The 20183-nt window shown below is 73.5% G+C and carries 24 protein-coding genes; 12 read left to right on the top strand and 12 right to left on the bottom strand.

Annotation, left to right across the window (positions count from 1 at the left end):
- The first annotated feature begins 73 nt into the window (after positions 1–73).
- Entirely contained in the window at positions 74–1030 is a 957-nt protein-coding gene (locus ACFZCD_RS02040) for a pseudouridine-5'-phosphate glycosidase (protein WP_391826875.1), read from the top strand.
- Positions 1027–1950 (top strand): carbohydrate kinase family protein, encoded by a 924-nt coding sequence (locus ACFZCD_RS02035; RefSeq protein ID WP_391826874.1) that lies wholly within the window; start codon positions 1027–1029, stop codon positions 1948–1950. The genes ACFZCD_RS02040 and ACFZCD_RS02035 overlap by 4 nt, the downstream gene beginning before the upstream one ends.
- A gap of 6 nt (positions 1951–1956) precedes the next feature.
- Here the strand turns inward: ACFZCD_RS02035 and ACFZCD_RS02030 are convergent, their stop codons facing one another.
- The 3 genes from ACFZCD_RS02030 to ACFZCD_RS02020 all read right to left on the bottom strand — a co-directional run bounded on the left by ACFZCD_RS02030 (position 1957) and on the right by ACFZCD_RS02020 (position 4781).
- On the bottom strand, positions 1957–3054 hold the full coding sequence (locus tag ACFZCD_RS02030; protein WP_391826872.1) for a mechanosensitive ion channel family protein: 1098 nt from the start codon (positions 3052–3054) through the stop codon (positions 1957–1959).
- A gap of 129 nt (positions 3055–3183) precedes the next feature.
- Positions 3184–3879 carry a sulfotransferase family protein gene (locus tag ACFZCD_RS02025; protein WP_391826870.1) on the bottom strand — a complete coding sequence of 232 codons (696 nt, stop codon included), beginning with the start codon at positions 3877–3879 and terminating at the stop codon, positions 3184–3186.
- Positions 3880–4094: 215 nt separating this feature from the next.
- The gene (locus ACFZCD_RS02020; RefSeq protein WP_391826868.1) at positions 4095–4781 is read right to left on the bottom strand and encodes a transglycosylase SLT domain-containing protein; all 687 of its coding nucleotides are present in this window, start codon (positions 4779–4781) and stop codon (positions 4095–4097) included.
- 356 nt (positions 4782–5137) lie between these two features.
- Between ACFZCD_RS02020 and ACFZCD_RS02015 the strand changes: the two genes are divergently transcribed.
- The 4 genes from ACFZCD_RS02015 (at position 5138) to ACFZCD_RS02000 (ending at position 8951) form a co-directional block, all read left to right on the top strand.
- Entirely contained in the window at positions 5138–6019 is an 882-nt protein-coding gene (locus tag ACFZCD_RS02015; protein ID WP_391826866.1) for an SMI1/KNR4 family protein, read from the top strand.
- An 80-nt stretch (positions 6020–6099) separates the two neighbouring features.
- Positions 6100–7752 (top strand): SDR family oxidoreductase, encoded by a 1653-nt coding sequence (locus tag ACFZCD_RS02010; RefSeq protein WP_391826864.1) that lies wholly within the window; start codon positions 6100–6102, stop codon positions 7750–7752.
- A gap of 138 nt (positions 7753–7890) precedes the next feature.
- Positions 7891–8343: a hypothetical protein gene (locus ACFZCD_RS02005; RefSeq protein WP_391826862.1), complete on the top strand. Its 453-nt coding sequence runs from the start codon at positions 7891–7893 to the stop codon at positions 8341–8343.
- Between the two features lie 119 nt (positions 8344–8462).
- Positions 8463–8951, top strand: coding sequence for a glutathione peroxidase (locus tag ACFZCD_RS02000; protein WP_391826860.1), 489 nt, complete (start codon positions 8463–8465; stop codon positions 8949–8951).
- A gap of 52 nt (positions 8952–9003) precedes the next feature.
- Here the strand turns inward: ACFZCD_RS02000 and ACFZCD_RS01995 are convergent, their stop codons facing one another.
- The gene (locus ACFZCD_RS01995; protein WP_391826858.1) at positions 9004–10041 is read right to left on the bottom strand and encodes an aldo/keto reductase; all 1038 of its coding nucleotides are present in this window, start codon (positions 10039–10041) and stop codon (positions 9004–9006) included.
- 132 nt (positions 10042–10173) lie between these two features.
- Here ACFZCD_RS01995 and ACFZCD_RS01990 point away from each other — a divergent pair, with 132 nt between their 5' ends.
- Both ACFZCD_RS01990 and ACFZCD_RS01985 read left to right on the top strand, forming a co-directional pair.
- Complete coding sequence (locus ACFZCD_RS01990; protein ID WP_391826856.1) at positions 10174–10794, top strand: TetR/AcrR family transcriptional regulator; 621 nt, start codon at positions 10174–10176, stop codon at positions 10792–10794.
- A gap of 259 nt (positions 10795–11053) precedes the next feature.
- Positions 11054–11710 (top strand): dienelactone hydrolase family protein, encoded by a 657-nt coding sequence (locus ACFZCD_RS01985; protein WP_391826854.1) that lies wholly within the window; start codon positions 11054–11056, stop codon positions 11708–11710.
- A 15-nt stretch (positions 11711–11725) separates the two neighbouring features.
- Here ACFZCD_RS01985 and ACFZCD_RS01980 read toward each other — a convergent pair whose 3' ends face one another.
- Positions 11726–12118, bottom strand: coding sequence for a hypothetical protein (locus ACFZCD_RS01980; protein WP_391826852.1), 393 nt, complete (start codon positions 12116–12118; stop codon positions 11726–11728).
- Between the two features lie 175 nt (positions 12119–12293).
- On the opposite strand from ACFZCD_RS01980, the gene ACFZCD_RS01975 reads away from it, so the two are divergent.
- From ACFZCD_RS01975 to ACFZCD_RS01965, 3 genes are all read left to right on the top strand, one after another.
- Positions 12294–13430, top strand: coding sequence for a polyprenyl synthetase family protein (locus ACFZCD_RS01975; protein ID WP_391826850.1), 1137 nt, complete (start codon positions 12294–12296; stop codon positions 13428–13430).
- Positions 13431–13545: 115 nt separating this feature from the next.
- Positions 13546–14703: a PP2C family protein-serine/threonine phosphatase gene (locus ACFZCD_RS01970; protein ID WP_391826848.1), complete on the top strand. Its 1158-nt coding sequence runs from the start codon at positions 13546–13548 to the stop codon at positions 14701–14703.
- 110 nt (positions 14704–14813) lie between these two features.
- Complete coding sequence (locus ACFZCD_RS01965; protein WP_391826846.1) at positions 14814–15230, top strand: peptidoglycan-binding protein; 417 nt, start codon at positions 14814–14816, stop codon at positions 15228–15230.
- A gap of 13 nt (positions 15231–15243) precedes the next feature.
- Here ACFZCD_RS01965 and ACFZCD_RS01960 read toward each other — a convergent pair whose 3' ends face one another.
- Positions 15244–15522, bottom strand: a complete 279-nt coding sequence (locus ACFZCD_RS01960; protein WP_391827920.1) for a DUF1540 domain-containing protein — start codon at positions 15520–15522, stop codon at positions 15244–15246.
- A gap of 158 nt (positions 15523–15680) precedes the next feature.
- Positions 15681–16073 (bottom strand): DUF5997 family protein, encoded by a 393-nt coding sequence (locus ACFZCD_RS01955; RefSeq protein ID WP_391826844.1) that lies wholly within the window; start codon positions 16071–16073, stop codon positions 15681–15683.
- A gap of 58 nt (positions 16074–16131) precedes the next feature.
- Here ACFZCD_RS01955 and ACFZCD_RS01950 point away from each other — a divergent pair, with 58 nt between their 5' ends.
- Positions 16132–16932, top strand: a complete 801-nt coding sequence (locus tag ACFZCD_RS01950) for a LysR substrate-binding domain-containing protein (protein WP_391826842.1) — start codon at positions 16132–16134, stop codon at positions 16930–16932.
- Positions 16933–16967: 35 nt separating this feature from the next.
- Here ACFZCD_RS01950 and ACFZCD_RS01945 read toward each other — a convergent pair whose 3' ends face one another.
- The 5 genes from ACFZCD_RS01945 to ACFZCD_RS01925 all read right to left on the bottom strand — a co-directional run bounded on the left by ACFZCD_RS01945 (position 16968) and on the right by ACFZCD_RS01925 (position 20106).
- On the bottom strand, positions 16968–17399 hold the full coding sequence (locus ACFZCD_RS01945) for a protein-tyrosine phosphatase family protein (protein WP_391826840.1): 432 nt from the start codon (positions 17397–17399) through the stop codon (positions 16968–16970).
- 50 nt (positions 17400–17449) lie between these two features.
- Positions 17450–18721, bottom strand: a complete 1272-nt coding sequence (locus tag ACFZCD_RS01940) for a sulfite oxidase (protein WP_391826838.1) — start codon at positions 18719–18721, stop codon at positions 17450–17452.
- A gap of 203 nt (positions 18722–18924) precedes the next feature.
- On the bottom strand, positions 18925–19143 hold the full coding sequence (locus tag ACFZCD_RS01935; RefSeq protein ID WP_391826836.1) for a hypothetical protein: 219 nt from the start codon (positions 19141–19143) through the stop codon (positions 18925–18927).
- Positions 19144–19345: 202 nt separating this feature from the next.
- Positions 19346–19651, bottom strand: coding sequence for a hypothetical protein (locus tag ACFZCD_RS01930; RefSeq protein WP_391826834.1), 306 nt, complete (start codon positions 19649–19651; stop codon positions 19346–19348).
- A 98-nt stretch (positions 19652–19749) separates the two neighbouring features.
- A complete protein-coding gene (locus ACFZCD_RS01925) occupies positions 19750–20106 on the bottom strand; it encodes a hypothetical protein (RefSeq protein ID WP_391826832.1) in 357 nt (118 codons plus the stop codon).
- Positions 20107–20183 lie beyond the last annotated feature (77 nt).

The following is a 20183-nucleotide window of genomic DNA, read 5'->3' as shown; positions in this document are numbered from 1 at the left end:
AACTGCTCTGGCGTCAGGGATCCAGTGAGCAGCGCCGTGCTCGGCGCGACGGGAGGGACCTGCGATGCCAGAGGTGTCTGAAGGGGCAGAGGCGGCAGCGGTGCCGGAGGCGCCGGGCGGTCGGCGGCTGCCGGTCGTGTCGGACGAGGTGCGGGAGGCGCTGGACCACGGCCGGCCGGTGGTCGCCCTCGAGTCGACGATCATCGCGCACGGGCTGCCCCGGCCGCGGAACCTGGAGGTGGCGGAGGAGCTGGAGGAGCTCGTACGGGCCGGCGGCGCCGTCCCCGCGACCGTCGCGGTGCTGGACGGGCGGCCCCGCGTCGGGCTGGACAAGGCCCAGTTGGCGCGGGTGGCGGGTGAGGACGGCATGCGCAAGCTGGGACACCGGGACCTGGCCCCGGCGGTGGCGGCGGGGGCCTGCGGGGCGACGACGGTGTCCGCGACCGCCTTCCTGGCGGCACGGGCCGGGATCCGCGTCTTCGCCACGGGCGGCCTGGGCGGCGTCCACCGCGAGTGGGCGCAGACCCAGGACGAGTCGGCGGACCTGCATCTGCTGGCGAAGGTGCGGATCGCGGTGGTCTGCGCGGGCGTGAAGTCGGTGCTGGACGTGCCGGCGACCCTGCAGCGCCTGGAGACACTGGGCATCGGCGTGCTGGGGTACCGGACGGCGGAGTTTCCGGGCTTCTACCTGAGCAGTTCCGGCGAACCGGTGGACTGGACGGCCGGGTCCGCGGCGGAAGTGGCCGGCGTGCTGCGCGCCCAGGACGCACTGGGCGGCCCGCCCTCGGCCCTGATCGTCGCGAACCCCGTGCCCGCGGCGCGGCAACTGGACCCGGCCCTGCACGACCGGGTGCTGGCCGAGGCGCTGGCGGCGTGCGCCCGGGACGGCGTCACCGGCCAGGCGGTCACCCCCTTCCTCCTCGACTACCTCGTCCGCCGCACCGGTGGTGCCTCCCTGGAGGCCAATGTGGCCGCGGTGCGGGGCAATGTGCGGCTGGCGGCCGAGATCGCCGTGGCGTACGCCTCGTGACCGCCGTCCGGGGCGGGGCGCTGCTCGTGGTCGGTGACGTGGTGACCGACGTGGTCGCACGCCACCGCACGCCGCTCGCGCCGGCGACCGACACGGAGGCCCGTATCGCCACCCTCCCGGGCGGCGCGGGCGCCAACGTGGCCTGCTGGGCCGCCCGCTCCGGCGTGCGGGACGTGCGCCTCCTGGCCCGGGTGGGCGCGGAGGCGGCGGACCTGCACGAGCGTGCGCTCCGCTCCGCCGGTGTCCGGCCGCACCTGGTCGTCGACGCCGAGGCCCCGACCGGCACGGTGGTGTGCCTGGTCGGGGCGGACGGCGAGCGGACGTTCCTCACCGACAGCGGAGCCGTGCTGCGCCTGTCGGCCGCCGACTGGAGTGACGGCCTGCTCGCCGGAGCCGGGCACCTGCACCTCTCCGGCTACCTCTTCTTCGGCGGGACGAGCCGGAGGGCCGCGCTGCTGGCGATGGAGGCGGCCCGCGCCCGCTCCGTGCCGGTGAGCGTCGACCCGGCCTCGGCGGGCTTCATCGCCGGCTGGGGAGCCGGCCGGTTCCTCGACGCCGTCGCCGGAGCGGACGTCCTCCTCCCCAGCCACGACGAGGCCGCTCTCCTCACCGGTCTGCCCGGGCCGGCCGACGCGGCGGCCGAACTGAGCCGGCACTTTCCGCTCGTGGTCTCCACCCAGGGCCCGCGGGGCGCCCTGGTGGCCGCGTCCGGCGCGATCACCGCCCGGGTTCCGGCAGAGCCCGCCACCGCTGTGGACACGACGGGCGCGGGCGACGCCTTCACCGGGGCGTTTCTGGCCGCCCGTCTGGCAGGCCACGACCCTGCGGCGGCCGCGCGGCAGGGCTGCCGGGCGGGCGCCGCGGCGGTCGCCCACGTCGGGGCCCGACCGGTGGACCGGCCCGAACACCCGGCCGGGTGAGGGCTCTCAGCCCTTGGAGCCCAGACGGTCCTGCACGGCGTCGAAGGACTCGCGCGGGTGCGGGATCACCACTTCCGCGCCCGGCTGGAGGGAGACGGTGCGCGCCGGGGCGGGGATACGGATCCCCTCCTCGCGGTACCGCCGGTGCAGCCTCTTCACGAACTCGTGCTTGATGCGGTACTTGTCGCTGTACTCGCCGACCCCGAGGATCACCGTGAAGCCGATCCGGGAGTCGCCGAACGTGTGGAAGCGGACGGCGGGCTCGTGGTCGGGCACGGCGCCGGCGATGTCCTGCATCACGCTCTCGACGACCTCGTTGGTGACCCGCTCGACGTGCTCCAGGTCGCTGTCGTAGGCGACGCCCACCTGCACCGTGACCGACAGCTTCTGCTCGGGCCGGCTGAAGTTGGTCATGTTCGTGCCGGCGAGCTTGGCGTTCGGGATGATGACGAGGTTGTTGTTGAGCTGCTCGACCACCGTGATGCGCCAGTTGATGTCGCGGACGTAGCCTTCCTCGCCGCTGCTGAGCCGTATGTAGTCACCGGGCTGGACGGTCTTCGAGACGAGGATGTGCACGCCCGCGAAGAGGTTGGCCAGCGTGTCCTTCAGCGCCAGGGCGATCGCGAGACCGCCCACGCCGAGGGCGGTGAGCAGCGGTGCGATGGATATGCCGAGGGTCTCCAGGATGATGAGGAAGCCCATCGCCAGGATCGCGATGCGGGTGATGTTGACGAATATCGTGGCCGAGGCGGCGACGCCGGACCTGGACTGTGCCACGGACCGCACCAGGCCGCTGAGCACCCGCGCCGCGGTGAACGTCGCGGTCACCATGACGAAGGCGATGAGCGCCTGGTCGATGACGTGTCCGACCTGGCCGGTCAGCGGGAGGGCCGCCGCCGCGGACGCCACGCCGCCCGCCACCGCGGCCCACGGGGCGACGGTGCGCAGCACGTCGACGATGATGTCGTCGCCCTCCCACGCGGTCCGGGCGGCCTGCTTGCCGAGCCAGCGCAGGAGCACCCGCAGCAGGAGCGCGACGGCCAGGCCCGCGGCCAGCGCGATGCCGGCGACGATGACGTCGTGCAGGGTGAGGTCACGGTTCACCGGTCTCCCCCTGCCGGGGCGGGAAACGGAGCGACGGCGTCGTGGGCTGCCGGAAGCCGGGAGTAATGTTTCGTCACCTTGTACCTGTCTGTCCCGAGGGATCGTGATCGCGCGGACCACAGAAGTGGATCAACGCGCGAAGTCATCCTGCACCACGCCCGTTTCGCCCCCGCACGCCCGGGTGCCTGCGGCACCGTTGCGGCGGGGAAAGGGTTCCGCGGGAACGGGGGCGCCGAGGAACGGGGCCAGCCGTTCGTATCCCTCGCCCGCGGCGACGTCGAGGACGAGCAGGTCGTCGTCCCGGCCGGCGAAGTGACGGAGCACCCCGGCGACGTGCCGCCGCGCCACACCGCGGAACCGCTCCCGGCAGAACGCGTGACAGCCGTACACCGCGGACCGCAGGAAGCGCTGGAGGTCCGGATAGTGCGGCCCGTGACCGGCCTTGCTCGCGACGGGGCGCTTCCAGTGCTCCTCGCAGGAGCGCAGCCAGCCCTCCTCCTCGCGGACGGTGAGCACGAACTTGGCGCCCGGCCACAGCAGATCGAGGTCCTGGTAGTACGGCACGACGGTGATGTCGGTGATCCCGTCGTACCGGTCGAGGAGGGGAAACCGCGCGGTTCCGGCCAGCAGCGTCGCGTAGGTGGCGGGATCGGCCGGGTAGTGGGCGACGTCGTGGCCCAGGGTGTGCAGGGCTTCGGTCAGGGAGAGCGTGCCGGTGCGCGACAGGCCGATGCCGAAGACCTTGGGGCGGGCTGGGCGGGAGGGGCGCGGGTGGCGCGGCGGCGGGGCCCGCAGGGCCGGCGGGGCGGGGCGGTCGGCTGTCACGGGTCGGCCTCCTGGCGCAGCGGAAGGACGCACGGAGCCCCCACGATGCCTGATCGCCGGGGACCGGGGACGGGAAACCGGTCACCGCGTCGCCGGCACGGAACGGGATAAGACAGGGCGGGGCGGGACGGGGGCGGGAACGGCAAAGGGCGGTGGCGCCCCTTGGTCAGGGGTGCCACCGCCCTCGCGGTGTTTGATCTTCCGGCTGCTGCGGATCAGTACGCGGAGTTCACGTTGTCCATGGAGCCGTACTTGTCGGCCGCGTAGTTACAGGCGGCGGTGATGTTGGCGACCGGGTCGTAGATGTCCCAGGACGTGCCCTCGACGTGGTACGCCTTGAACGTCGGGTCGATCATCTGCAGCAGACCCTTCGACGGCACACCGTTGACGGCGTTGATGTCCCAGTCGTTGATGGCACGCGGGTTACCGGTCGACTCACGCATCACATTGCGCTTGATGCCGTCGTAGGAGGCCGGGATGCCCTTGGCGCGGAGAATGTCCATCGCCTCGCTGATCCAGCCGTCGACGTTGTTGCCGTAGGACTTCTTCGCCGGGGCGGCGGGCTTGGCCTCCAGGGCCTTGCGCTCGGTGGAACGGTTGGCGGCCTGCTTCTCGGCCCGCTCCTTGTCCGCCTTCGCCTTACCGGCATCAGCCTTCGCCGCGGCCACAGCAGCGGTGGTGTGCTGGTCCAGCGCGTCCTGCTGCGTCTCACCGAAGGCCTTGGCGTTCCAGGCCACCGGCTTCACCGAGGCGGCAGCGGTGTGAGCGGAACCGCTGTCGGCGGCGAAGGCGTGCGGGGCGACGGCGACCGCGACGACGGCGGCACCGGTCGCGGCAATGCCGGCGACGGAGAACTTGTGGATCTTGGGCAGACGGGTATAAGCGGAGACGGTGGAGCGCATGTCTGAGCTGAACCTTCCAATCGCGGATGTCGCCTGGCCCTGAATCGGCGCAATAACGAAGCGCCGTTTCTCGGTCGACGGCGCCCAGCGACCCCGTAATTGTTAGCGGCGGCCGAAAACCGTGACAAGCACTGTGACCTACTACGCCCTTTCATCGGCGCGGCGGAAAAGAAGAGCTTTCCCGCCGTATTGGCGCCGGCGTTCCCACTAAAGGCATTCGTAAGTGATCCGGGCCTCATGGGCGGCCTCACACGGAGCGGGGCCGTGCATCACCCGGTGCGAGCGGATTCGTGCGCAGCGTCACCGGCCCGGGGCGCCCGGTCTTCCGCCCCGGCGCGCCCGTAGGCTTCGCGGGCGTGATCTCCTCTCATGGCCTGCCCGCCGGCCTCCTGCGGCTCGTACCGCCCCCGTCCGCGCCCGTCGACGCTCACGGCGACTGGACCGCCGCCGAGGCGCAGCTCGGGGTGCGGCGGCTGCCGGCCGACTTCAAGGCGCTGGTCACCGCCTACGGACGCGGCACGTTCTGCGACACCGTCTGCCTGATGACGCCGTTCGGCGACGACAACCCCGTCCCCCTCACCGCGGACCTGCTGGAGGACTACGGGCCCCTGCGGGAGACGAACCCCGGCGGCTACCCGTATCCGCTGTTCCCGGAGCCCGGCGGCCTGCTCGCCTGGGCGGTGACCGACGCGGGCCACCACCTGTGCTGGCTCACGGAGGGCGACGACCCCGGCACGTGGCCGGTGGTGATCTGGTCCCGGGATGACGACTACGAACGCTTCGGGACGACCGCGGCCGGTTTCCTGGCGGGCTGGGCCGACGGGAGCCTCTCCTCCGGCATCCTGACCCGCGACAGCGGCCTGTCCCCCTGGTTCGACGCGGCGATACCGCGCGACCACGTGTACGTGACCCTCGGCCCCGGCGAGCCGCCCTACGATCACCGGCTGGCCGTCCTGCGCGAGGCCCTCGCCCCCACCGTCTCCCGCGGCACGTTCCGCTCCCCGTACGACGGCAGCTGCCAGGACCACTTCGCCACGACGGACACGGACTGGCACCTCACCTACGAGACGGCCTATGGGCACCGGCTCCGCGTGGCCTTCCCGCCCGCGGACAGCGCGCGGGCCCGTGCCGCCGTCCTGGACGCGGTCGCCCGCACGGGCTGTGCCGTACTCGCCGTCCGCACCATCGCCGGGGAGTCCGTGTGGGAGCTTCCGGAGGACCCCGGCCCCCGGCGGTGATGCGGCCAAAAGGACCAGCCCGGCCCGGCGCGCCGCCACCGGCACCGCGACGCGGGGAAAGGTGCGGAAACGTGGTGCCCATGCCCAAGGACACCAGCGCGCACCCGCCCGGCCCCGGCGCCGGCCGCGACCGGCCCCGCGACACCGGCACTGACAGCGCCGCCGAGACCGGCACCGGCACCGACGCGGGCCCCGACACCGCCGCCGCCACCGCCACCAAGGCCGCCACCGGCGGCGCCGAAGCGCCCTCGCTCGTCCTCGTCGTCGGCGCGACGGGCTACATCGGCGGGCGGCTCGTTCCCGTGCTGCTCGGCGCCGGGTACCGGGTGCGGTGCCTGGTCCGTGACCCGCGGCGGCTGCGGGACCAGCCGTGGGCCGACCGGATCGAGACCGTCAAGGCGGACGTCACCCGCCCGGACACCCTCCCCCCGGCGTTCGAGGGCGTGCACGTCGTCTACTACCTCGTGCACGCCCTCGGCACCGGCGCGGACTTCGAGGAGACGGACCGGCGGGCCGCGCTCGCGGTCGCCCGGACGGCGAAGGAGGCCGGGGTCCGCCGGATCGTCTACCTCGGCGGGCTCGCGCCCCGGCAGGTGCCCGAGCGCGACCTCTCGCCCCACCTGCGCTCGCGCGCCGAGGTCGGCCGCATCCTGCTCAACAGCGGCGTCCCCACGGCGCACCTGCGCGCAGCGGTGATCATCGGCTCGGGTTCGGCGTCCTTCGAGATGCTGCGCCACCTCACCGAACGGCTCCCCGTGATGGTCACCCCGCGCTGGGTGCACACCCGCATCCAGCCGATCGCCGTCCGCGACGTGCTGCGCTGCCTGCTGGCCGCGGCCCGGCTGCCGGAGGAGCTGAACCGCGGCTTCGACATCGGCGGCCCCGAAGTCCTGACGTACCGGCAGATGATGGACCGCTACGCGGCCGTCGAGCAGCTCCCGCGGCGCCTCATCCTTCCGGTGCCGGTGCTCACGCCCGCGCTGTCGAGCCTCTGGGTCGGCCTGGTGACGCCGGTCCCCGGCGGCATCGCCCGGCCGCTGGTCGAGTCGCTGCGGCACGAGGTCGTCTGCCGCGAGCACGACTTCGCGCGCTACGCCCCCGACCCGCCCGAGGGGCTGCTGGGCTTCGACGAGGCGGTCCGCCTGGCCCTCAAGCGCGTGCGGGACGCCGACGTGGCCACCCGCTGGTCCTCCGCCTCGCTGCCCGGCGCCCCGAGCGACCCCTTGCCGTCGGATCCGGGGTGGTCCGGCGGCAGCCTCTACGAGGACCGGCGCGAACTGCGGGTGGAGGCACCGGCCGAGGACCTGTGGCGGGTCGTCGAGGGCATCGGGGGCGAGAACGGCTGGTACTCGTTCCCGCTGGCGTGGTCCGTGCGCGGGCTCCTCGACCGGCTGGCCGGCGGGGTCGGGCTGCGCCGCGGCCGCCGGGACCCGCACTCGCTGCGCATCGGCGACTCCCTCGACTTCTGGCGCGTCGAGGAGATCGAACGCGGCCGCCTGCTGCGGCTGCGCGCCGAGATGCGCCTGCCCGGGCGCGCCTGGCTGGAACTGATGGTCACCTCCGACGGACCGTCGCGTGCCGTCTACCGCCAGCGCGCCCTGTTCCGGCCGCACGGCCTGGCGGGGCACGCCTACTGGTGGAGCGTGGCGCCCTTCCACGCCCTCGTCTTCGGCGGCATGGCGCGCAACATCGCGGGGCGGGCCGGCGGGGGCGGGGCGGAACGGAGGACGTGACCGGGGGCGGGAGCCCGTGGGGGCCGGGGGCGCGCGCGACGGTCCCGCACCACCGTTCGTCCGAGCCGTATCACCACTTTCAGGGGTCTCTCCATGTCTCATAGGGGCAAATCGGCAAGAGGAGGTCGATCCACTCCCATGTCCACCTACCGTTCGCGTTTCGCCGGCATCGCCACCGGCTGCGCCCTGGCCCTCGCACTGAGCGCCACGGGCGCCGCCGCGACGGCCCCGGCCGCCCCCGCCGCCGCGGTCCGGCCGAAGCCGCCGAAGCAGTACACGGCGGCGCAGGTCCACGGCTTCCTGACGAAGTTCTACGGCCGCCACGGCCCGACCCCGTACGACCGGACGCACAGCGTCTCCGCGGAACTCCGGAAGAAGGCCGCGGCGACCAAGGGCTACGACGCGCTGACTTGCGCCGGCGGCACCCCGAAGAGCATCACCGTCGGCAAGGTCACGACCGAGCCGTCAGGCATGGGCTGGGCCCCTGTCACCACACGCCCGAAGACCGGCCAGGACAAGCACTTCACGGCGTACGTGGGCCTGAAGGGCGGCATGCCGATGAAGCTGTACGACGTCACCTGCGGCGAATGACCCCGCAGCCGGCCCTCCCCGTCACATGACCGGGCACCCCCGTCAACCGGAGGGCCGGCTGGGGGCATACTGGCGCGCGGATGAGTCGACCTGATCGTGCAGATGCCAAGGAGCCCCACATGTCCGTCCACGAAGTGGAGATCGGCGCCCTCCAGGGCGGCCCCGCGGATCTCGCCCAGTACCGCGGCAAGGCCGTCCTGATCGTCAACGTCGCCTCGAAGTGCGGCCTGACCCCGCAGTACGCGGCGCTGGAGAAGCTGCACGCGACCTACGCGCCGCGCGGGTTCACGGTGCTGGGCGTGCCGTGCAACCAGTTCATGGGCCAGGAGCCCGGCAGCGCCGAGGAGATCGCCTCCTTCTGCTCGGCCACCTACGGCGTGACCTTCCCCCTGACCGAGAAGACGGGGGTCAACGGCGAGGGGCGGCACCCCCTGTACGCCCGCCTCGTGGGAACGCCGGACGCCGAGGGGCACACCGGCGACATTCGCTGGAACTTCGAGAAGTTCCTCATTGCCCCCGACGGTGAAGTCGTCGCCCGCTTCGGTCCGCGGACCGAGCCCGACGCCCCCGAGGTCGTCTCGGCCGTCGAAGCGGTGCTGCCCGCCTGACGGCCGGGCCCTCGCCGCCCGGACGGCCGGGCGGCGAGGGAGCGGCGGGCTGCTAGCGCAGGGGGTGGGGGTTGAGGCGGGCGAAGGCTTCCTGGCGCTCGTAGGGGAAGTGGGGGTAGGGGGCGGTCCTTGCGCCGGCGGCGTCGAGGCGTGCCACCTGGTCGGCGGTCAGGTTCCAGCCCACCGCGCCGAGGTTCTGCCGCAGTTGTGTCTCGTTGCGGGCGCCGATGATGACCGAGGAGACGGTCGGCCGCTGCAGCAGCCAGTTGAGGGCGACCTGGGGCACGGTCCTGCCGGTTTCGCCGGCTATCTCGTCGAGCGCGTCGACCACGCGGAACAGGAGCTCGTCCTCCACGGGAGGCGCGAAGTCCGCGGTGGTGTGCAGGCGGCTGTCGGCCGGGAGGGGTTGGCCCCGGCGGATCCTGCCGGTCAGCCGGCCCCAGCCCAGGGGGCTCCAGACGACCGCGCCGACGCCCTGGTCGAGGGCGAGGGGCATGAGGTCCCACTCGTAGTCGCGGCCTATGAGGGAGTAGTAGACCTGGTGCGCGACGTAGCGCGGGTAGCCGTGCCGGTCGGCGGCGTCGAGCGACTTCATCAGCTGCCAGCCGGCGAAGTTGGAGACGCCGGTGTAGCGGAGCTTCCCGGCCCGTACGAGGTCGTCGAGCGTGGAGAGGACTTCCTGTACGGGCGTCCCCGCGTCGAAGGCGTGGAGCTGGAAGAGGTCGATGTAGTCGGTGCCGAGGCGGCGCAGGGCGTCGTCGACGGCCTTGACGAGGCGTGAGCGGGAGGTCCCGGCGTCCGCCGGGCCTTCGCCCAGCGGCAGTCCGGCCTTGGTCGAGATGATCACCTGGTCGCGGCGGCCCTTCACGGCGGCGCCGAGCACCTCCTCCGACGCGCCGCCGGAGTAGACGTCGGCCGTGTCGAACATGTTGAGGCCGGCCTCGAGGCAGATGTCGACGAGACGGCGCGCTTCCGCGGCGTCGGTGGTGCCCCAGGCGCTGAAGAGCTCTCCGCGCCCCCCGAAGGTGCCTGCGCCGAAGCTCAGTGCCGGGACCATCAGCCCCGAGTCGCCCAGTCGCCGGAATTCCACAGCGGTTCCCCTTCCCCTCGTGCCGTCCTGCGGCCGCCGGCCGCGGAACGACAGCACTATCGGGACTTCCATCCCGTTAATATGGTTTCACCCTACCAGTGAGCACCTCCCTAATGGAATAGGAGTCCCGTTATGGCATCCAGGAGCGCGGACCCGGGCACCGTGCGCCCGGGCGGCCGCACGGCACGCGTGCGGGCCGCCGTGCTGCGCGCCGCCGGGGACGCACTGGCCGAGGGCGGGCTCGACCGGCTCGACCTCGCCGACGTGGCCCGCCGCGCGGAAGTCGGCAGGACGACCGTCTACCGCCGGTGGGGAACGCCGGCCGGCCTCGTCGCCGACCTGCTCGCGGACATGGCCGAGCAGTCGCTCCCGCGCACCGAGACGGGCACGCTCCTGGGAGACCTGCGCGCCAACGCCCGCCTCGTCCAGCGCACCCTGGCCGATCCCCGCCAGGGCGCGCTGTTCAAAGCCGTGATCGCCGCCGCGGCCTCCGACGACCAGGCGGCCTCCGCCCTGCACCGCTTCTACGACACGCGCGTCACCGAATGGGAGCCCTGCGCCCGGCAGGCCGTCGAGCGGGGCGAACTGCCCGAGGGGACCGATACCCGGGAGGTCGTCCGCGCCGTCTCCGCTCCCCTCTACTACCGCCTGCTGACCACCGCCGAACCGCTCGACGAGGCTGCGGCCGACCGTGCCGCCGCAGCCGCGGCCGCAGCGGCACGGGCCGGGGCCTTCGTCTGCACCGCACCGTGACGAAAGCCCGGAAGCCCGGTAGCCCGGATGTCCGGCAGCCCGGGAGCCCGGCAGCCCGCCCGGCACCGCCCGCTCACCGCGGGCGCCCGGCAGGTCGTGTGGTCGTGACGGCCGGGCGGAGAGAGGCTGGAGAGAGACGCCCAGCCGGCCCCGTACGAGCGGACCCGTACGACCGGCCCCGTACGAGCGGAGGCGGACCCGCAGGCACGCAAAGGACCACGAGACGCACCACGGGGGGGCGCGAGAGGGGATGGTGGCGATGACCTCCGAAGCAGTGCGGATTCCCGCCGACGGAGCGGCCCTCTCCGGTGACCTCGTCGTTCCCGGGGCCGCCCGGGCCGTGGTGCTCTTCGCCCACGGCAGCGGCAGCTCCCGGCTGAGCCCGCGCAATCGCGCGGTCGCCACCGCGCTCCAGCACGCCGGCCTGGCCACCTTGCTGATGGACCTCCTGACCGAGCAGGAGGAGCAGGTGGACGCGTTCACGGCCGGGCACCGCTTCGACATCGCCCTGCTGAGCGGCCGGCTGACGGCGGCGATCGACTGGCTCGGCGGGAATCCGGCCACCGCCGCACTGCCGGTGCACCTGTTCGGAGCCAGCACGGGTGCGGCGGCAGCGCTGACAGCGGCAGCGCAACAGCCGGACCAGGTGCGCTCGGTGGTCTCCCGCGGCGGCCGCCCCGACCTGGCCGGCGACGCCCTCGGCCGCGTCCGGGCACCCGTCCTGCTCATCGTGGGCGGCGAGGACCACGAAGTGCTGCGGATGAACCGCGAGGCCGCCGCCCGGCTGCAGGCGCCCCACGAGATCCACGTCGTACCGTCCGCCACGCACCTGTTCGAAGAACCGGGCACGCTCGAAGAAGTCGCCGACGTGGCATGCCGCTGGTTCCTCCGGCCGGCCCGGCCCGGAGCGGAATAAGCCCGCCGGTCGGCCTCATCCCCGGGCGGCGCACACCACGAACGCCCTCATCGACTCGCTGCCGTCGCTGGTGTTCGTGCCGCGCGTCACCCATTGCGGGCCCTGGGCGAAGGAGTCGGTGAAGTAGATGCGGTGCGCGGAGGTCTCCCCGCCGCCGCCGACCGGCACGTGCCCGACCGGACAGACCGCCACGGCTGGGGCGTTCGCCCCGGGCCGGACTTCGACCGGCTCACCGAACACGTGCAGGAAGCCTCCCATCTTCGCGGCGTGACGGGCCTCCTGCGGCGCCAAGCGGGGAGTGGAGGCGAACCCCTGGGCCTCCTCGTGATCACTGTGCGCGGCGGCGGTCGCCACTCCGCAGGCAAGGACGGCGGCAGCCGCGCACGCGAGCCCGGCGAGACGTTTCATCGTGACCCCCTCGGACGTCCCGGAACCACTGATTCCACAATGCTACGTAGGGTGTTCATGCGGTGACAAGGTGTAGTGTTGGTGCTCGTCGAACTCCGGTGCGCACCACGGCGCTCGCCGCACACCGCCCCGCCCCCTCACGCGCCCTTCCCGGCCTGCTGGAAGGGTGGTCCCCATGAGCAACACGAACCGGCCTGGCAGCACGAACCACCCTGGCAGCACGAACCAGCCGGGCAACGCGACCGCCGCGGCCGCGCGCGAACGGATCACCGGATACCGGCACCGCTTCGACACCCGCTTCGAGGCCTACTTCGACTCCCTCGGGAAGAACCTCGACACCCCGCAGCCCAGCCGCTTCACCCCCCGCTGCCTGGATCTCCTGCGGGACCTCTCCCTGCGCGGCGGCAAGCGCCTGCGCGTCGCACTCCTCTACGAGGCGGCCCGGCTGGTGACCGACGAAAAACCGCCCGGCCTGGAGGAAGCCGCCCTGAGCATCGAACTGCTGCAGACGCACGGGCTGATCCACGACGACATCATCGACGACGCCCCCGTACGCCGCGGCGGCCCGTCCACGTACTACGCCTACCGCCGGGAGTTCCCGGAAGGCCCGCAGACCGCACTGGGCCTCGCCGTGCTGGCGGGAGACCTCGCCGCCTTCCTGTCGATGCGGATCCTGCTGGAGGCGGACGTGCCCGCCGAGCTCAAGCAGGCCCTGCTGGAGGTGCAGCTGAACGCGGGCGCGGAGACGGTCACCGGCCAGATCATCGATCTGGAACGGGACTTCGAAGCCCTCCCGTCCGAAGAACTGCTGCACACCGTCTGCGAGTACAAGTCCACCCGCTACTCCATCCTCGCCCCCTTGCGGCTGGGACTGATCGCCGCGGGCGAGCAGCCGGCCGGCCACGACGCACGGCTGCGCCGCTACGCGACACTGGCCGGCATCAGCGGGCAGATGCGCGACGACTACCTCGACCTCTTCGGCGACGAGGACACCACCGGGAAGTCCCCGGGCTCCGACATCCGCTCCGGGCGCCGCAGCTACGCCGTCCGCGCCGTCCTGGCCCGCGCCGGCGCGGCGGAGCGCACGGTCGTGGAGTCGGCACTGGGCGACCCCCACTGCACGGCCGCGACGATCGACCGCATCCGCCGCATCGCCCGGGACCACGGCGCCGACGAGGAACTCAGCTCCGCCATGCGCCGCTACGCCGAGGACGCCGCCGCCGAAGCCTCCGCCTGGCGGCCCCGCTGGCGCGAGGAGGCCGTGTCCTTCTTCGAGGGGCTGCCCCTGTGGAACGTGCAGCGCATGCGGTGAGCACCCCGTGCGGCGCCCGCCTCCGTACCCCGCGGGCGCCCCATGACTGGCAGGCACCATCCGCCCCGAGGATGCTGGAGCGTGTCGTACGGCACGGAAGAGCGGGAGCGGGCACGTGAGGGCACCGGGCACGGGGCGCACCACTGTCAAGCGCTGGTTCCTGCGCCACCTGCAGCTGCTGCCCCTGCTCCTGCTCGCCGGCGGCGCCGCCCTCGACTACAACACTCCTCCGCACTTCAGTGCGGAGGCCTTCTACACGGCCGCGCCGATGGCGGCGGCCGCCCTGCTGTCCCTGCGGGCGACGGTCCTGGCGGGCGTCGGCGCCTGCGCGGCCGACACGGCGCTGCTCCTCCACTTCGGCTACCTCGGGGATTCCGGCGGGCGGAGCGAGCTCGCGACCGTCGCGACGGTCTCGGCCTTCGCCATCGTGGTCAACCGCCTCATGCACTACAGCGACGTACGGCTGCAGTCCGCGCGCCGGATCGCCCTCGCCGTGCAGCGCGCGGTGCTGCCGCAGCCGCCGGCGTCGATCGGGCCCCTGCGGATCGCCGTGCGCTACCAGGCGGCCGTGCAGGACGCGCAGATCGGCGGTGACCTCTACGGCGTGCAGGACACCCCGTACGGCGTGCGCTGCCTGGTCGGCGACGTCCGGGGCAAGGGGATGGACGCGGTCAAGGCGGTGGACGTCGCGGTGGGGGTGTTCCGGGAAGCCGCCGAGGAGGAGCCGGCGATCACCGCGGTCGCGGCCCGGCTGGAACGGGGGGTGCGGCGGGAGGCGGCGCGGCGCACGGGGGTGGCGCGGACCGAGGGGTTCGTCACCGGTGTGCTGGCCGACATCCCGCGCGCCGGCGACGAGCTGCGGCTGCTCAACCGCGGCCATCCGGCGCCCCTGCTGCTGCGGGGCGGGCACGTGCACTACGCGGAGCCCTCCGAACCGGCCCTCCCCCTGGGCCTGGCGGAACTGGGCGCGGGCGGGGACCGGACCGACACGGTGCCCTTCCCACCGGGGACGACGCTCCTGCTGTACACCGACGGCCTCACCGAGGCACGGGACCGCGCCGGAGTCTTCTACGACCCCGGCGCGAGGCTGACCGGGCACGAGTTCCCCGGGCCGGACGCCCTGCTCGACGCCCTCCTCGCCGACGTGCGGCGCCACACCGGCGGGCGGATCAGCGACGACCTGGTCCTGCTCGCGATCACCCGCGGCGAGGACCCCGAAAGTCCCGAGGGTCCCGGGAGCCCCGGGGGTCCCGAAGGCACCGAGGGCGCCTGACCGCCGCTGCGCCGTCCGGGTGAATCCACCTATGCCCGTATATACAGCGCGTACGCCGTAGGAGTGACATATAGCCCGAAGAGAGATTCGGCAACAGGAAGGACACTCCCGTGAAGCCTTTCCGGATGAAGACGGCCGGGACCCTGCTGGCCGCGGCCGCACTCACCGCCGGCGCCCTCGGGCTCGCGCCGGGCGCCGTGGCCGCGGCTCCGGCCGCGGCTCCGGCCGCGGCTGCGGACACGGCCCGGGTGCCCGGCGTGTGCCAGCCGGACCAGCTGGGCACGGTGTTCTGCGGCTGGGACACTCACGAGACCCCGAGAACGGTGTCCTTCAACGACACCGGGGACGCCGTCAGGGAGGCCCAGAGCCTGCTGATCTTCCGCGGCTTCAGCGTGGGCCCCGGCGGGGTGGACGGCGTCTTCGGCAACGGCACCTTCCAGGCCACGCTCAATTTCCAGCGGGCGAAGGGGCTCCACGACGACGGCATCATCGGCCAGAACACGTGGTTCCGCCTCCGCAACGGCTGAGCGCGGCGGGCAGCTACCTCGCCGTGTACGTCAGGCAGTCCGCCGCGGCTCCCAGGGCGGCGACCGTGATGCCGGGGGCCTGGCACTCGAGCCCCACGTTGTGCAGGCACCCGGCCATCTTGCAGGCCCCGACCTTGCCGACGGCGGAGGAGTCGCCGCCCTTCGAGGGGAAGACGAAGTAGGTGTCGCAGTGGGCGTGAGTGGAGTCGCCCACGGTGATGGCGAGTGCGTGGCAGGCGCTGTCCTGGTTGTAAGCGCACTCGTCCACCTGACATACGCTCACCTGAGGCATTTCCACGGCGCTTCTCCTCGGCGTCACGTCCCGGCCGGCCCGGTTGTCCGTCCCCCGACGCCTTCCTCGGGCGCCGGGCGGTGACACCGGCGGCCCCGCGTGTTCACCCGGAAGCCTGATGGCCGGGTGCCGCGCCGCGCCCGCTCGCGGCGGCCCGGCTACTTCTCGTTCTTCTCCTGCTGCGTCTGCTTCTCCTTGATGCGCGCCGCTTCCTTCCGGACCTCGGCCTGGGTGGCGCGCTCGCGCTGCAGCCACTCGGGCATGTCCTTCTTCAGCGCGTCGATCTGCTCCGTGGTGAGCGGGTCCGTGATGCCGCCCCGGGCGAGACCGGCGATGGAGACGCCCAGCTTCGCGGCGACCACCGGCCGGGGGTGGGGGCCGTTGCGTCGCAGCTCCTGCAGCCACTCGGGCGGATCGGCCTGCAGCGCGTTCAGCTCGTTGCGCGTGACGACCCCCTCCTGGAACTCGGCGGGGGTGGCCTGGAGGTACACACCCAGCTTCTTCGCCGCGGTCGCGGGCTTCATGGTCTGGGTGGTCTTGTGCGACGTCATGGGGTCAAGGGTATTCGAGCATGTGCGCTACCTCGACCACGGCCGGTAGCCTGGCGGGGTGACAGGCTCGGAAGTTTCCCCTTCGTTCCGGCTCGCCTATGTCCCGGGAGTGACACCCGCCAAATGGGTGCGAATCTGGAACGAGCGGCTGCCCGGCATTCCTCTGCACCTCGTGGCGGTCTCCGCCGCCGAAGCGTGCGACGTGCTGCGGGGCGGCGGTGCGGACGCCGGTTTCGTACGGATGCCCGTCGACCGGGCGGATCTCAGCGCGATCCCCCTGTACACGGAGACGACGGTGGTCGTGGTCCCGAAGGACCACGTCGTGGCGGCGGTCGAGGAGGTCTCCTCGGCGGACCTCGCCGACGACATCGTGCTGCATCCCCTCGACGACGTCGTCGGCTGGGAGCAGCTGCCGGGGCGGCCCGCGATCGAGCGGCCCGCCACGACGGCGGACGCGATCGAGCTCGTGGCGGCGGGTGTGGGCGTCCTCGTCGTCCCGCAGTCGCTGGCCCGCCTGCACCACCGCAAGGACCTCACGTACCGGCCGCTCACGGACGCTCCTCAGTCGCGGGTCGCCCTGTCGTGGCCCGAGGACAAGACCACCGACATGGTCGAGGACTTCATCGGGATCGTCCGCGGGCGGACGGTCAACAGCTCGCGGGGCCGCAGTCAGGCCCAGGCCCAGTCCCCCAAGGCGCAGTCCAAGGGTCAGGCCAAGGCGCAGCCCAAGGGGAAGCGTCCCGGTGCGGGCGGCGCGCAGCGCAAGCCCGCGGCCGGCAAGGCGGCCGGCAAGGGCACGCGGGGCGGCTCCGGCGGCACGAAGGGCGCCCAGCGGGGCAAGCCCCGCCGCCGCTCGTAGCGTGACGGGGCCATGACGGAGGTCACGCGGCCGCGTCAAGCCGTGAAGCGGCGGACGTAGCGTTTCTGCCAGGGGGTCTCCACGGCGTGGCGGTCGTAGTGCCGGCGCACGAAGGCGACGGCCCGGTCGGCGGGGACTCCGTCCAGGACGGCCAGGCAGGCCAGGGCCGTGCCGGTCCGGCCCCGGCCGCCGCCGCACGCGATCTCGACGCGCTCGGAGGCGGCCCGCACCCGGGCCTCGCCGAGGACGGCGCGGGCCTCGGCGGCGTCGTGGGGCAGCCGGAAGTCGGGCCAGCGCAGCCACCTGGCCTCCCAGGGCACCTCGGGAGGCTGCTTCGCGAGCAGGTACACGGCGAAGCCGGGCTCCGGACCCGCGGGAACCGGGTGCCGCAGGCCGCGGCCTCTGACGAGGAGCCCGGAAGGCAGCCGCAGGACCCCGGCGGCGCCGGCCTGCCACGTTTCGGTCATGCGTTCCACCGTAGCTGCCGGGGCGTCAGACAGCGGGTGATGCACGGAAGTCAGACGACGCGGACCGGGTGGCGGACCACCGCGTCGAAGAAGAAGCCCTGCTCGTTGAAGGCGGAGACGGCGGGCTGGGTGTGCCCGGCCGTGTCCGTCGCCCGGGCCAGGAGGTGCGCGGGGCCGGGCTCCTGCGGCTGCCAGCGGGTGCTCCAGCGCACCCAGCCGGCCGGCCGCGGGGCGTCGTGCAGGCGGGCGTCCCGCCAGGACGCACCGCCGTCCGTGCTGACTTCCACCCGGCGTATTCCCCCTCGCCCGGACCACGACCGGCCCGTCAGCCGGTGCCCCCGCCCCGCGGGGAGCACCGCTCCGGGGGCCAGCTCGAAGGCGCTGCGCACGGGCTGGCGGGCCAGGGGAGCACTGCCGCCGCGCGGGAAGGCGGGGCCGAAGAGGCGGTAGAAGACGGTGTTCCACGGGGAGAACAGCGGGCGGTCGGACACCTCGATGTCCCCGACCCACTTGACGGACGCGACGCCGACCCAGGACGGCGCCACCAGCCGCACCGGGCGGCCGTGGTCGGGAAGGAGCGGGAGGCCGTTCATCTCGTAGGCGAGGAGGACGTCGTCGAGGGCCTTGGCCACGGGCATCGGACGGCGCACCCGCCCGTAGTCCGTCCCGCCGTCGGTGAACGCCGGGTCGAGGCCGCGCGGCATCACGTCCACCGCCCGCCGCGACATCCCCGCCGCCCGCAGGACGTCCGACAGGCGCGCGCCCCGCCAGCGTGCCGCGCCGACCGCGCCCATCGTCCAGGGGGTACCGGTGACGTGCTCGCCCTGCTGGGTGGCGAAGTAGCTGCGGCCGTTGCCCGCGCACTCCAGGCAGACGCTCGACGTCACGGCGGGCAGGGACCGCAGGTCGTCGTAGGAGAACTCCACGGACCCGCCGCGGAGCCCGCTGCCCCACACCGTGAGGCGCCAGTGCGCCGGGTCGAGGACGGGGGTCGCCGTGTGGTTGCGGACGAAGAACCGGTCGACCGGGGTGTGGTAACCGGTGCCCCGCAGGGCCGCCCAGTTCGTCTCGGCGTTGGTGCCGCGCACCGTCAGCAGGGCGGCGGGCAGGGGCTTGATGATGCCCGGCTTCTCCGCGGCCGCGGCCGCGGCGGTACCGGTGCCGGGCCCGGCCACGGTGAGCCCTGCCGCAGCGCTCAGCAGCCGCAGCACGCCGCGGCGCGAGAGCCCCTCCCCCGCCGCTTCGCCGGACAGGAACTGCCGCAGCCTGTCACGGTCGTAGGCGTGCTCGGACACGCCGGTTCCACGCTGGACGGTCCCCATCCCCGACTCCTCCCCGAAGAGCAGGCCGCAGGCTCCCTCCACACGCTAGGCCACCCGGAACCGCACTGTCCCCACCACATTCCGGCCGCAACACGGGGCTGCCGGGGGCGGGTGCGACCCGAGCCGGGCCGCGGTACGGCTGCACCCTGGCAGCCGTGACGGATCGCCCCGGGAACGACACCGCCGGGGAGCGCAGCAGGGGTTCAGTCGCCGCCGGTGCCCTCGACGACCCGTCTGGCCGCCTCGCTCTCGGCGGCGGCGGGCGACAGCTCGCTCAGCGTGTCGAGGTCGGTGTCCTGCCGGAGCTCGGCCTCCCAGGCGGCGGCCAGTTTCTCCTGCTCCTCGCGCGGCTTCTGCCGGACCTCCTCGCGGTGGGCCGGGCTCAGGGCCTCCAGGAATCGCGCGACTTCGTCGGTCGGCATGGGTTCTCCCTCGTCAGCGTCGACGGCCATCCCCTTCCCGGCGCCGGGAGCCCCCGGACCCACCGGCCTTCCCCCTTCACCTGAAAGGGGACCGGCTTCACCTGAAAGGCGATCCGGCAGGCGGAGCGGCAGACGCGCCACTGCCCGTCCCCTTCACCGGGGGACGGGCAGCTTCACCGTGGACGACGCGCGACGGCGGCCGCTACCCCTGCCGTACGTACAGCAGCAGCCGGGTGAACAGTCCGGGCCGGTGCGGCGCACCGCGGGGCGCGGCCGGCCCGGCTTCCGTGACGACGGCGCCGGGGCCGGGAGCGGCGGGCGGTTCCTCCCCGGCGGGGCTCGCGGGGCGCACGGTGCGCAGCGAGTCCGGAGAGCCCGGCGCCTCGGGCGGCTTCGGGGCGGCGGCCGGGGAGGGCTCTCCTCCGGCGGGGGCGTGCTCGGGGTCGTGGGCGCGGTAGGCCTGGGCGCGCAGGTAGGCGCTCAGGACACGCGCGGGATCGAGGGGCATGACGTCTCTCTGCTCTCGTGCCTGCTGGTGTGAGGAAGTTCCGGGCGTGCCGGATGTGACGGCCCGTCCCGTACGGGGCGGAACGGGCGCGGGTCCTCTCAGCAGCGCAGGACGTCGTTGTGCGCGTGGCCCGCAGCGGCGGCGGGGCCTTCGGCCGCCGGCGGCGACAGCCGGCGGGGAGGAATCGGCGGGGACCCTGAGCCCGCGGAGTCCTGAGGGGAAGGAACGCAGGTGCGCCGGGCGGGAAAGGCCTGGATGCGGGGCGGCCGGGTGTCCGCGACGCAGTCGTCGGCGGTGGCGAACTCCACGGACACGGGGCTCTCTTCCGGCCCCGTGCCCAGGGCGAACACCGTGCCGGTCCCTCCGGAGAACAGCAGCAGGACGGAGACCAGCACGGCGATCGCAGTCCGCATCGCGGACTGCGGCGGCGGCGGCGCGGGGCTCCACAGGGTCACGCACCAAGCGTAATCAGTCAATTACTTTGGGCGCATTCCACCGTTCGGGTGAGGGCGCCGGAGCCGGTGGCGCATCT

It is taken from the genome of Streptomyces sp. NPDC008001 (assembly GCF_042958085.1).
GTDB lineage: Bacteria > Actinomycetota > Actinomycetes > Streptomycetales > Streptomycetaceae > Streptomyces.
This window is presented reverse-complemented; position numbering and strand designations above follow the sequence as displayed.